This is a genomic window from Caballeronia sp. 11_S32 (genome assembly GCF_056930355.1).
The window spans coordinates 175,373-187,679 of record NZ_JBXOWH010000003.1 but is presented as its reverse complement, the minus strand read 5'-3'; the positions used below and the strand labels follow the sequence as shown (position 1 = coordinate 187,679).

12 protein-coding genes are annotated in these 12,307 nt (G+C 62.2%); 2 read left to right on the top strand and 10 right to left on the bottom strand.

What is annotated here, in order from left to right:
* Nucleotides 1-14: 14 nt before the first annotated feature.
* Nucleotides 15-3,596 (bottom strand): indolepyruvate ferredoxin oxidoreductase family protein, encoded by a 3,582-nt coding sequence (locus AC1Z32_RS12400; protein WP_483478946.1) that lies wholly within the window; start codon nucleotides 3,594-3,596, stop codon nucleotides 15-17.
* 347 nt (nucleotides 3,597-3,943) lie between these two features.
* On the opposite strand from AC1Z32_RS12400, the gene AC1Z32_RS12395 reads away from it, so the two are divergent.
* Complete coding sequence (locus AC1Z32_RS12395; protein ID WP_483478945.1) at nucleotides 3,944-4,153, top strand: hypothetical protein; 210 nt, start codon at nucleotides 3,944-3,946, stop codon at nucleotides 4,151-4,153.
* A 118-nt stretch (nucleotides 4,154-4,271) separates the two neighbouring features.
* Here AC1Z32_RS12395 and hppD read toward each other — a convergent pair whose 3' ends face one another.
* A complete protein-coding gene (gene hppD / locus AC1Z32_RS12390) occupies nucleotides 4,272-5,375 on the bottom strand; it encodes a 4-hydroxyphenylpyruvate dioxygenase (RefSeq protein ID WP_062611401.1) in 1,104 nt (367 codons plus the stop codon).
* A gap of 144 nt (nucleotides 5,376-5,519) precedes the next feature.
* Here hppD and AC1Z32_RS12385 point away from each other — a divergent pair, with 144 nt between their 5' ends.
* A complete protein-coding gene (locus AC1Z32_RS12385) occupies nucleotides 5,520-6,023 on the top strand; it encodes an Lrp/AsnC family transcriptional regulator (protein WP_483478944.1) in 504 nt (167 codons plus the stop codon).
* 98 nt (nucleotides 6,024-6,121) lie between these two features.
* On the opposite strand, the gene AC1Z32_RS12380 is transcribed toward AC1Z32_RS12385, so the two are convergent.
* The 8 genes from AC1Z32_RS12380 to paaA all read right to left on the bottom strand — a co-directional run bounded on the left by AC1Z32_RS12380 (nucleotide 6,122) and on the right by paaA (nucleotide 12,305).
* On the bottom strand, nucleotides 6,122-6,718 hold the full coding sequence (locus AC1Z32_RS12380) for a GNAT family N-acetyltransferase (protein ID WP_483481615.1): 597 nt from the start codon (nucleotides 6,716-6,718) through the stop codon (nucleotides 6,122-6,124).
* Between the two features lie 289 nt (nucleotides 6,719-7,007).
* On the bottom strand, nucleotides 7,008-7,610 hold the full coding sequence (locus AC1Z32_RS12375) for a TetR/AcrR family transcriptional regulator (protein ID WP_483478943.1): 603 nt from the start codon (nucleotides 7,608-7,610) through the stop codon (nucleotides 7,008-7,010).
* Between the two features lie 26 nt (nucleotides 7,611-7,636).
* Nucleotides 7,637-8,437 carry a DUF1835 domain-containing protein gene (locus AC1Z32_RS12370; RefSeq protein ID WP_483478942.1) on the bottom strand — a complete coding sequence of 267 codons (801 nt, stop codon included), beginning with the start codon at nucleotides 8,435-8,437 and terminating at the stop codon, nucleotides 7,637-7,639.
* Nucleotides 8,438-8,521: 84 nt separating this feature from the next.
* Entirely contained in the window at nucleotides 8,522-9,610 is a 1,089-nt protein-coding gene (paaE, locus tag AC1Z32_RS12365; protein WP_483478941.1) for a 1,2-phenylacetyl-CoA epoxidase subunit PaaE, read from the bottom strand.
* Between the two features lie 39 nt (nucleotides 9,611-9,649).
* On the bottom strand, nucleotides 9,650-10,174 hold the full coding sequence (paaD, locus tag AC1Z32_RS12360; RefSeq protein ID WP_483481614.1) for a 1,2-phenylacetyl-CoA epoxidase subunit PaaD: 525 nt from the start codon (nucleotides 10,172-10,174) through the stop codon (nucleotides 9,650-9,652).
* A gap of 9 nt (nucleotides 10,175-10,183) precedes the next feature.
* Nucleotides 10,184-10,981, bottom strand: coding sequence for a 1,2-phenylacetyl-CoA epoxidase subunit PaaC (gene paaC / locus AC1Z32_RS12355; protein WP_483478940.1), 798 nt, complete (start codon nucleotides 10,979-10,981; stop codon nucleotides 10,184-10,186).
* 12 nt (nucleotides 10,982-10,993) lie between these two features.
* Nucleotides 10,994-11,278: a 1,2-phenylacetyl-CoA epoxidase subunit PaaB gene (gene paaB, locus AC1Z32_RS12350; protein ID WP_062613098.1), complete on the bottom strand. Its 285-nt coding sequence runs from the start codon at nucleotides 11,276-11,278 to the stop codon at nucleotides 10,994-10,996.
* 22 nt (nucleotides 11,279-11,300) lie between these two features.
* Nucleotides 11,301-12,305: a 1,2-phenylacetyl-CoA epoxidase subunit PaaA gene (gene paaA, locus AC1Z32_RS12345; protein ID WP_483478939.1), complete on the bottom strand. Its 1,005-nt coding sequence runs from the start codon at nucleotides 12,303-12,305 to the stop codon at nucleotides 11,301-11,303.
* Nucleotides 12,306-12,307: the final 2 nt, after the last annotated feature.

Here is a 12,307-nt window from a genome sequence, read left to right as displayed (position 1 = left end):
TCGATCGAAGTTAATCAGGCGACTTGCCGCTTCTCCCCGCCCTCGTTACTTCTCCACCGCGCAAGCAACGCGTTCCACTTGATCTTCGCCGCCTTCACGTTGTTTTCCTTGACGTGCCCGTAACCGCGCATCGAATCCGGCAGACTCGCCAGTTCGATCGCGAGCGGCAGCTTCTGCGCCGTCAGTCCGGCAATCAGTTCCTTCACCAGCGCCTCGTACTCGGAAATCAACGCGCGTTCCATCCTGCGTTCTTCCGTGCGCCCGAACGGATCGAGCGCAGTTCCGCGCAGGAATTTGAACCGGGCCAAAACGCGCATCGCCGACATCATCCACGGGCCGTACTGCTTCTTCACCAGATGCCCGTGCGCGTCCTTCCGTGACAGAGAAGGTGGCGCGAGATGCAGCTTGATCTTCCAGTCCCCTTCGAAGCTGTTCTTCACCTTGTCGAGGAAGACCGGATCCGCATAAAGACGCGCGACTTCATACTCGTCCTTGTACGCCATCAGTTTGTGCAGATTCTTCGCAACGGCTTCGGTCAGCGCGTATTGCCCGTCGCCGATGCCGAGGCCCGCTTCGGCAGCGCGCACTTCCGCAACCTGCCGCCCATATCGCGCCGCGTAAGCCGCGTTCTGATACTTCGCGAGATAGTCGAGGCGCTTGTCGATCAGCGCATCGAGGGCCTTCGGCGTATGCAACGCGATGACCTTGTTCGGCGCCTCTTGTGTCTGCGTCCCGTGAGCGAGCCGCGTCACGGCGGAAAGATCGTGCGCCGCACGCCGTCCCCATTCGAACGCCGCCAGATTCTTCTCGACCTGCACGCCATTCAGCTCGATCGCGCGCACCAGCGATTCATGCAGCAACGGCACCCATCCCTTCTGCCACGCGAACCCGAGCACGAACGGATTCGTATAGATCGCATCGCCCATTAGCGCGACGGCGAAGCGGTTCGCATCGACGAGCGCGACATGCTGGCCTGCCGCCGCGCGAATGTCCGCCTCCGCGCTTGCGCCCGGAAAACTCCAGTTCGGGTTCTTGATGAACTCGGCGGTGGGCGTCTGCGCACTGTTCACGACGACGCGCGTATGATCCGGCTGCATCCGCGAGCCGCATTCATTGCTCGCGGTAACGATCGCATCGCAGCCGATGACGAGATCCGCCTCACCCATCGCGATGCGCGTCGCGTGGATATCGGCCGGGCGGTTCGCGATCTGCACGTGGCTCATCACGGCGCCGCCCTTTTGCGCGAGGCCGGTGACATCGAGCACCGTGACGCCTTTCTGCTCCAGATGCGCCGCCATGCCGAGCAGCGCGCCGATCGTCACGACGCCCGTTCCGCCGACCCCCGTCACCAGCACGCCATACGGCCGCCCGATGTCCGGAAGCTCCGGCGCGGGCACAGGCGGCATCGCATCGCTCTCGACGCTCGTCGCTTTCGGCTTCTTCAACTGGCCGCCTTCCACCGTGACGAAGCTCGGGCAGAAGCCATTCAGGCACGAGTAATCCTTGTTGCACGTCGACTGATTGATCTGCCGCTTCGTGCCGAACTCGGTCTCAAGCGGCTCGACCGACAGGCAATTCGACTTCACCGAGCAATCGCCGCAGCCTTCGCACACCGCCTCGTTGATCACGACGCGCTTCGCCGGATCGGGATACGCGCCGCGTTTGCGACGACGGCGCTTCTCGGTGGCGCAAGTCTGGTCGTAGATCAGGATCGACGTGCCCGCAACTTCGCGCAACTGGCGCTGAATGTCGTCGAGTTCATCGCGATGATGAACTTCGATTCCTGGCGCCAAGCCAACGTTCGCGTCGTACTTCTCCGGCTGATCCGTGACGATGACGATCTTAGCCGCGCCTTCCGCCGCCAGCTGATGCGTGATCTGCGGCACGGTCAGCACGCCGTCGACGGGCTGGCCGCCCGTCATCGCGACCGCATCGTTGTAGAGAATCTTGTAGGTGATGTTCACCTTCGCCGCGATCGCCGCGCGGATCGCGAGCAGGCCGGAGTGGAAGTAGGTGCCGTCGCCGAGATTGGCGAACACGTGCTTGTCGTTCGAGAACGGCGACTGGCCGACCCATGCGACGCCTTCGCCGCCCATCTGGCTGAACGTGCTCGTGTTCCGGTCCATCCAGACCGTCATGTAGTGACAGCCGATGCCGGCCATCGCGCGCGAGCCTTCCGGCACGTTCGTCGATGTGTTGTGCGGGCAGCCCGAGCAGAACCACGGCTTGCGCTCCGCTTCGACGCGCGGCCGCGCGAGCGACTTCTCCTTCGCGTCGATCACCGCGAGCCGCGCGGCGATGCGCGCGCGCACGTCGGCGGGCAGATCGAATTTTTCGAGGCGCGTGGCGATCGCCTTCGCGATGATCGCCGGCGAAAGCTCATAGTGCGCGGGCAGGAGCCAGTTGCCCATCGGCACGGACCATTCGCCGCCCGCGCCGTCCTTTTCGTCGAACTTGCCGTAGACGCGCGGGCGCTGCGCATCGGGCCAGTTGTACAACTCTTCCTTGATCGCGTATTCGAGAATCTGGCGCTTTTCCTCGACGACCAGAATCTCTTCGAGCCCGCGCGCGAATTCGTGCGCGCCCTGCGCTTCGAGCGGCCACACGCAGCCGACCTTGTAGAGACGGATGCCGATCTGCGAGCACGTCGCGTCATCGAGACCGAGATCGGTCAGCGCCTGACGCACGTCGAGGTAGGCCTTGCCGCCGGTCATGATGCCGAAGCGCGCGTGCGGCGAATCGATTTCCACGCGGTCCAGCTTGTTTGCGCGCACGTAGGCGAGCGCGGCATACCACTTGTAGTCGAGCAGACGCGCTTCCTGCACGAGCGGCGGATCCGGCCAGCGGATATTCAGGCCGCCATCGGGCATCGTGAAATCGGTGGGAAGCACGATCTTCGTGCGATGCGGATCGATATCCACGGAAGCCGATGATTCCACGACATCCGTCACGCATTTCATCGCGACCCAGAGGCCGGAGTAGCGCGACATCGCCCAGCCGTGCAGGCCAAAATCGAGATATTCCTGCACGTTCGACGGAAACAGCACCGGCAGGCCGCACGCCTTGAAGATGTGCTCCGACTGATGCGCGAGCGTCGATGATTTCGCGGCGTGGTCATCGCCCGCGAGCACCAGAACGCCGCCGTGCTTCGCCGATCCGGCGGAATTGCCGTGCTTGAAGACATCGCCCGAACGGTCGACGCCCGGGCCTTTGCCGTACCACATGGAGAACACGCCGTCGTATTTGGCGCTCGGGTACAGGTTGACTTGCTGCGAGCCCCACACGGCGGTCGCGGCGAGATCTTCGTTCACGCCCGGCTGAAACACGACCTGATGCGCGGCGAGGTGCTTTTTCGCCTTCCAGAGTGACTGGTCGAGACCGCCGAGGGGAGAACCGCGATAGCCGGAGATGAATCCGGCCGTATTGAGACCGGCGGCCTTGTCGCGCTCTTGCTGGAGCATCGGCAGGCGCACCAGCGCCTGGATGCCGCTCATATAGGCGCGGCCGCGTTCGAGCGTGTATTTGTCGTCCAGCGTGACGGATTTCAATGCGGCTTCTAGGGAAGCTCTTTGTTCTGCATCTAGCGGGGCGTTCATTATGTGTCTTCCTCCACCCGAGGTTTGGGATCACCAAAGCATGTTTCGGACCGCGATGTCTTGTGAACACGTAGGCCGGGACGTCCAGTTTGCCGGGGCGACCGTGGTTCAGGCACTGGTACAAACCCGTTAAAAATTGCTCACTTAATACCGCTTTGCGTCCGATCCTTGACGATTTTGACCGCCATCAAGAGGGTTTTGTTACAGCGTGTAAATACGACCGATTCGGGGAACCCTGCGGCTCAACTCTGTCTAAAATGGCGCTTCCGGAATTCCCGTGCCAACTTTTTGTGCACGTTTTGGGTTCCGAAAGCAAGCCGTACACATGCAGTTAGAAGGAGATAACGATGAAACAACGCCACATCCAGAATTTCTTGATGGTTTCGGCGGCCTTTTTGGCCATCAGCGCGCCGGTTGGCGGTGCGCGGGCTAATAATGGGTCGCAGTTCGGGGCGTCGTCGGTTGCACAGGTCGCGCAAGTGCGCGTTCAATCCGTCCAGGCTGGCGCAGCGAAGCGCCGCGAATCGGATCGCAGCGACGACGAGAAGGCGGGCTGACCCGCTCATCACGGTCCGCGTCGACGAAACGGGCAGCCGGAATGAACAAAGGGACATGGACCTTAGCGGTCCATGTCCCTTTTTAACGTCCGCGTTTGCGGTGCTTTATTGCGGTGCTTTAGCTTGCGGTCGTGTCCTTGAGGACACCGCGACGCATCTGATCCAGTTCGATCGATTCGAACAGCGCCTTGAAGTTGCCTTCGCCGAAGCCCTGATTGCCCTTGCGCTGGATGATCTCGAAGAAGATCGGGCCGATCTGGTTTTCGGTGAAGATCTGCAGCAGGATCTCGTCCTTGGTGCCGTCGATCAAAATCTTGCGCTTTTTGAGTTCCGCGACTGATTCGACATGCCCCGGCACGCGGCGATCCACGAGCTCGTAATACGTGTCGATGGTGTCCAGGAGCGCGATCTTCGCGCCGCGCAGGCCGTCGACCGTGCTGTAGATATCGCTCGAGCCGAGTGCGATGTGCTGGATGCCTTCGCCGTGATACGCGTCCAGATACTCCTGAATCTGGCCCGCGTTTTCCGAGCCTTCCTCGTTGATCGGGATGCGGATCTTGCCGCACGGCGACGTCATCGCCTTCGATTTCACCGCCGTCACCTTGCCTTCGATGTCGAAGTAGCGGATCTCGCGGAAGTTGAACAGACGCTCATAAAACTCCGCCCATTCGACCATGCGGCCGCGGTGCACGTTGTGCGTCAGATGATCGATGTAGGTGAGCCCGTGGCCGACCGGATTTTGCTCCGCACCGGGAATCGGCTCGAAGTCGACGTCATAGATACTGATATCGCCGATGCTGCCAGGCTGCGCGCCGTTCTTGCCGCGCCAGCGGTCGACGAAGTAGATCAGCGAATCGCCGATGCCCTTGATCGCCGGAATGTTCAGCTCCATCGGGCCGGTCTTGTTGTCGAAGCCCCACGCGCCGAGTTCGAGGGCGCGCTTGTACGCCTTCGCGGCGTCGGCGACGCGGAAAGCGATCGCGCAAATCGACGGCCCGTGCAGGCGCGCGAAGCGCTGCGCGAACGAATCCGGCTCGGCGTTGACGATGAAGTTGATCTCGCCCTGGCGATAGAGCGTCACGTCCTTGTGGCGATGCTTCGCGATCGCGGTGAAGCCCATTTGCTCGAACAGCTTGCCGAGCGCGACGGGGTCCGGCGCGGTGTATTCGATGAATTCGAAGCCGTCTGTGCCGACGGGATTCTCCCAGGTCGTTGCGGTCATGCATGTCTCCTGATTAGGTGCGGCGCGTTTGCGCGACGTGGAGACAGTTTAGTCAGGCAGTGCTGGCAAAAACTTGCGAAACAAATCGCGGATTCATAATATTGCGCAAGATGTTGCCAACACCGAGCAATTTGGAGTTAGAAAATGGCTGAGCCAGAACTGGACACGATAGACCGCAGAATTCTCGCCATTCTTCAGGAAAATGGACGGCTTTCGAATCAGGAGATCGCGGAACGGGTGAATTTGTCGCCGAGTCCGTGTCTGCGGCGCATTCGGCGGCTGGAAGAGACCGGCGTGATTCGCGGCTATGTCGCGTTGCTTGACGCGAAAAAACTCGGGCTCGGCCTGCTTGCCTACATCAACGTGCGTCTGGAGAAGCGCGGCGGCATGCTGGCCGCGGCGGGCACGCCGAAAGCGCCGACGCACGGCGATCTGTTCCGCGAAGCGGTCCGCTCGTGGCCGGAAGTGGTCGCCTGCGACGCGATGACCGGCGAGATGGATTTTCTGCTGCGCGTGCAGGTGCGCGACATGGATGACTTCTCGCGCTTCGTGCAGGATCAACTGCTGCATCATCCGTCGGTAATCGACGTGCGCTCGAGTTTTTCGCTGGAACGCATCAAGGAGACGACGGTTCTGCCGCTGCGCTGAGACGCGCTGAGAAGCCCGAAAAAGAGAAAGGGCGGTCGAAGCCGCCCTTATTGTGCTGGTCCCGCTCGCAGCGCAAACCCCGCGCTGTCCTGAGAAATCTATGCGGCGTCCGCCGTCGGCATGAACGCCTGGAAAACTTGCGACGCGCGATGCGCCTGGCGCTTGATCGCGTAGTCGAACACGGCGGCTTGCTCCTGGAGCATTTCTGCCATGATGCTGCTCTGGTCCGCCGGTTCCAGTGAAAGGTACGCGTCCGCTTCGCCGTACGCGTATTCGATCTTCATGCCCGACTTCCTCGCGATGTGCATCATCGTCGCGTTACGCGACAGGCAGTGCATGTAGAGGACGGACACGTGCGTGTTGCGGCTGCGGATGGCGGCGCGCTCGAACAACTTCGTGCCGACGCCACGGCCACGCGCGCTTTCGAGCACGGAGACGCCGAATTCGGCGGTGCGCTTGTCGCCTTCCGCGGGCAGATAGGCCAGGTGGCCGACGCCGACCAGTTCCAGCGCGCTGCCGAATACGCCGAAAACCTTGTCGTTCGAGAAGTTGATGTTGCGCACGTAGTTCTCGATGACGTGGTCCGGCACCACTTGCCCGAAGCGCAAGAGGCGGTCGTCTGCGTCGAGCGCGAGAAAGTGCGCGAGGAGACGTTCGCGATCTGCCGAGGACAGTTCGCGGACTAGAGCCGGCATACGCGCGTCCTTGAGCGGCTGATCGCTCGCGATGATCTGCTCGGCAGTGCGGTTGATGGTCAGTTCCACGGTTGTTCCTCCTTCATTCGTCATGCAGCATGCTGCAAAGCAAAACGAATTCTAGCCGATTCGGGAGAAGCGAGTACGGGAAAACCCTTAAAATGCACTAGGGGAGACGTTCTAAATAGCTATTGAAAACGATTAAATTCTATAAAAATCAATAGCTTAAAGAATTTGTGCAAACACAACAATTCACCGACCGGACGGCTTGTTGTTCTGCAGCATCGAACTAGTCGCGGTTGAGGCCGTTCTCGATCATGTCGACGACCTGCTCAGCAAACTCGCGGTAGCCGAGCTGACCGCCCGGCTTGAGCCAGGTGAAGGTCCAGTTGATCATGCCGAACACCATCATCGTGAGCGCGGTCTGGTTGTCCTTCGTCGCGCGCTTCGGGTATGCCCGCGCGAGCTGACGGGCGAACGCCGCGACGATATCGCGCTGACGGTCGAGGATGATCTCGCGCTGCGCCTCTTCGAGATACTTCACATCATTCAGCAGCGCGACGTGCCGGCTGTGCGATGTCTCGTATTCGACGAGAAACGCACGCACGAGGTCGGCGAACGATTCGCGCTCGCCGAGTCCGCGCCGCTGACTCGCGCCTTCCACTTCCGCGATGATCAGCATGAGCCGCTTGGTGTAGCGGTCGAGCAGATCGAAGAGGATCGCTTCCTTGCTCTCGTAATAGTGATAGAGGCGGGCTTTCGACGTGCCGCTAGCGGCGGCGAGATCGGCCATCGAAGTGCTGGGGTAGCTCGTCTGGGCGAATTTCGCGGCAGCGAGTTCGAGGATCTGTTCGCGTTGCGTCTCGTGATCGGGCGCTTTGGTACGGGCCATGGGTTCGAAAGTACGTTCTTATAGATTTAGCGGCGTAGCTCGGCCTGACTGATCTCGGACGGCGTGCCACGGATTTTAAGCCGTCCCGCGGTGACCAGTTCACGACAGCGCCAGAAAGCAACGGAATCGGAGAGCATGAAATCGAAGCGTTGACCCATCGCGGCGCCGGCGATCTGGCGCGCCGGCTGCCATTCGGGGCTGGCGAGATCGAGCAGTGCTTCGTCGACATCGACCCACGTTCCCGACACGAGCATGTTGTCGCGCAGGCGCCGCGTTTCGGCGTTGGCGTGCTTCGCCTCCTGCCATTCGAGCGCGAGCCGGCTGATGCGCAGCACGGAAATCGGCGCAGCGGTCGGCAGCTTCGCGAGAAGCTGCTTCGGCGAAAACATGCCGACGGCCGTCGCGCGATCCGCCCGGCCGATGTGAGCCGGGTCCTTGCCGTCGGTCGCGATCGTCAGGTCGTCGTGGGACAGCTTCGCCTCGTTCAGCCGCTGCGGCGCGTTGCGCAAGTGATAGGCCACGCGCCGCAAGGTGAGCTGATCGGCCGCGCTCTGGCCGTGCCACACGACGATTTGCGCATCGCCGCGCGCGAGCTGGCCGAATAGCGCCTGCTGTTCTTCCAGCTCGTCTTCGAAGTCGATGGCGCTGTTCAGCACCTGACGCCAGAACCCGGCGCGCGCGAGCGACGATTCGTCGATGTCCCGGATCGGGCCGACGGCGAGATCGTCGCGCAGTGCGACGACGCGCTCGTTGCGTTCGGCGCGCCGCAACGCTTCGGTGAGAGATTGGGCCGCGCAATCGCCATTCGTGACGTAAATCGTGTTCATCGGTGTCGGCATGCCGGAAAGACGAAAGGACCGCTCGGGTGAGCGGTCCTAGTTTACGCGAATCGAAAGGCGGCGGGCTGTGGCCTAGCGCTCGTCGTAACTCACGACCACGCGCTCGCTGACCGGATGGCACTGGCAGGTCAGCACGAAACCGTCATCGATCTCGTGTTGTTCGAGCGTGTAGTTCTTTTCCATCTTCACTTCGCCTTCGAGCACTTTCGCGCGGCACGTGCAGCAGACACCGCCCTTGCAGGCATACGGCAGCGCAAGTCCGGCCTTCAGGCCGACATCGAGCACGCTCATGCCTTCATACGGCAGGCGCAGCTTGCGCTTCTTGCCATCGATGATCAGCTCCAGATCCGCCGCCGGCGTGTTCTCCGTGATCTCGATCGGCGGCACGCCCGCTTGCGGCAGCGGTGAGCCGAAGCGCTCGACGTGAATCTGCTTCGGTGCAACGCCCGAATCCTTCAATGCCGCTTCGGCTGCATCCATCATCGGGCCGGGGCCGCAGATGAACGCTTCGTCGATCTCTTCGGGCGAGAGCAAGGTTTCCAGAAACGCCTTGCATTTCTCCTGATCCAGCACGCCGTTGAACAACTCGACATCCTGCAGATCATCGGAGAGCACGTGATACAGCGAGAACCGGTCCATATACCGATTCTTCAGATCCTCGAGCTCCTCGGCGAACATGATCGCGTCCACGCTGCGATTGCCGTACACGAGCGTGAAGCGGCTCGTCGGCTCCATGTCCAGCGTCGTCTTGATGATCGCCAGCACCGGCGTAATGCCCGAGCCGCCCGAGAACGCCACGTAATGCTTCGCGTGATCCGCGTTCAGGTGCGTGAAGAAGCGCCCATCGGGTGTCATCACGTCGATTTCATGGCCGGGCTGCAAGGTGTCGAACGCGAAGTTCGAGAAGCGCCCGCCGCGCACGCGCTTGATGCCGATGCGCAATTCGCCGTCGCGATCGTAGTCGGTCACGCCCACGCAGATCGAATAGGAACGTCGCGTCTCTTCACCATCGATATGCGTCTTGAGCGTCACGAACTGGCCTTGCGTGAAGCGAAACGCCTCGCGCAATGCGGGCGGCACCTCGAACGATACGGTGACCGCATCGGCGGTTTCGGGTCGCACGTCGCGGATGCGCAGCGGGTGGAATTGCGGAGTCGCCATGTTTTTCGGCTCGCTTTCAGTTGATTCGGTTGAATCGGTTCAGTACGGCTTGAAGTAATCGAACGGCTCGCGGCAATCGATGCAGCGATACAGCGCCTTGCACGCCGTCGAGCCGAACTGCGCCAGCTTCTCGGTGTGCGTCGAGCCGCAGCGCGGGCACGCGATGACTTCTTTCTTGTAGGGCACGAAACGGATCGGCTTTTGCGCCGTGACGCTCGCGCTGCCGCATGCGCCCGTCGGCGGCGCGATGCCGTAGCGGCGCAGCTTCTCGCGCGCTTCGTCGGTGATCCAGTCGGTCGTCCATGCGGGCGCCAGGACCGTCTCGATGCGATGCGCGCCGAGTTTCGCGCCGTCGATCGCCTGTGCGATGTCCTCCGCGATCTGCGACATCGCCGGACATCCCGAGTACGTCGGCGTGATCACCACTTCGAGCACGCCATCGTCGCCGTGGCGCACATCGCGCAGAATGCCCAGCTCGCGAATCGATACCACCGGAATCTCCGGATCGGGCACCGCTTCGAGCACGTGCCACGCGCGTTCGATCGTCGTGTTCATCGTTTGCATGGTGTGCATTTACCAGCTCGCGCCCGGATGTTGACGTGCCAGGCTCTGCATCTCGGCGAGCAGATAACCCATGTGCTCCGAGTGCTCGCCCAGCTTGCCGGTGGTGATGTGCTTCACTTCGGCGGGCGCCACGAGCGTGGCTTCATCGAGCGCGGATTGCACGTGCTCACGCCACGCCGCTTCGAACGTGCTCGCGAGCGGCGCGATGCCCGCATCGGCGACCGCCTGTTCGATCGCATCGGTCGCGAAGAACTCGCGCGTGTACGGCATCAGGTAATCGAGCGCGGCTTGCGCACGCCGGTGCGACTCCTCGGTGCCATCGCCGAAACGCACCAGCCAGTCGCGCGCGTGATGCAGGTGATAGCTCGTCTCCTTGATCGACTTCGCCGCGATCGCCGCGAGTTGCGCATCGCTCGAGGCTTGCAGCGCGGTCCACACTTCGACCATCAGCGCCGAATACAGGAAGTTGCGCACGATCGTCACCGCGTAATCGCGCTCGGCGCGCGTCGTGCCCGCGAGCGGGCCGAAGTGCGGCAGCTCCGCCATCGTGTAGTTGGCGAATTCGCGCTCGCTGCGGAAGTACGCGTAATCGTCTTCGGTCTTCTTCGTGCCGTTGAGCGCCGCGTCGAGCGTCGCCGCGTGCGTATACAGCAGTCGCGCCTGACCGATCAGATCGAGACTGATGTTCGCCAGCGCGATGTCTTCTTCCAGCGCCGGGCCGTGGCTGCACCATTCGGCATTGCGCTGACCGAGGATCAAGGCGTTATCGGCAAGACGCAGCACGTAGGCGAGATGTTCCTTCGTCATATCGCCTGCCCCTTACATGTGATTGATTTCGTCGGGCAGCACGAAGAACGTCGGATGCCGATAGATCTTGTCGCCCGCCGGCTCGAACAATTCACCCTTGTCCGCCGGGTCCGATGCAGTGATCGCCGCCGACGGCACCACCCAGATGCTCACGCCTTCCTGACGCCGCGTGTACACGTCGCGCGCCATGCGCAATGCGCCGCTCGCGTCCGGCGCGTGCAAGCTGCCGCAGTGCTTGTGATCGAGTCCCTGCTTGCTGCGCACGAACACTTCCCAGATCGGCCATTCCTTGTTCATCGTCGATATCTCCTTGATCCCTTCACGCCGCTTGCTTGTGCAAGCGCGCCTTCTGTTTTTCCGCATGCGCCAGCGCCGCTTCGCGCACCCATGCGCCCTCGTCGTGCGCCTTCACGCGCGTGGCGAGGCGCTCCTTGTTGCACGGGCCGTCGCCGTTGACCACGCGCCAGAACTCGTCCCAATCGATCTGGCCGTAGTCGTGGGCCTTGCGCTCGTCGTTCCACTTCAGGTCCGCATCGGGCAGCGTGACGCCCAGAATCTTCGCCTGCTCGACCGTGGCATCGACGAACTTCTGGCGCAGGTCATCGTTGGAAATGCGCTTGATGCCCCACGCGAACGACTGGCCGCTGTGGATCGAATCCTTGTCGCTCGGGCCGAACATCATCAGCACCGGCCACCACCAGCGGTTCACCGCCTGTTGCACGAGATCCTTCTGCGCCTGCGTGCCCTTCATCATCGCGAGCAGTGCATCGAAACCCTGGCGCTGATGGAATGACTCTTCCTTGCAGATGCGGATCATCGCGCGGGCATACGGCCCGTAGGTGCAGCGGCACAGCGGGATCTGATTCATGATCGCGGCGCCATCGACCAGCCAGCCGATCACGCCGACATCGGCCCAGGTGGGCGTCGGGTAGTTGAAGATGCTCGAATACTTGGCCTTGCCGGCGTGCAGCGCCGCGACCAGTTGATCGCGCGAGACGCCGAGCGTTTCGGCGGCGCTGTAGAGATACAAACCGTGGCCGCCTTCGTCCTGCACTTTGGCGAGCAGAATCGCCTTGCGCTTCAGGCTCGGGGCGCGGCTGATCCAGTTGCCTTCGGGCTGCATGCCGATGATCTCCGAATGCGCGTGCTGCGAGATCTGGCGCACCAGCGTCTTGCGATACGCCTCGGGCATCCAGTCCTGCGGCTCGATCTTGCCGTCGGCCTGCATCACCGCGTCGAAGCGGGTTTGCTCGGGAGTGGACGCCGGTGCGGAAGCGTCGGCTGCTTGCGTGGGGCTCGGGAGGTCGAGGGATTGGGTGTACATGG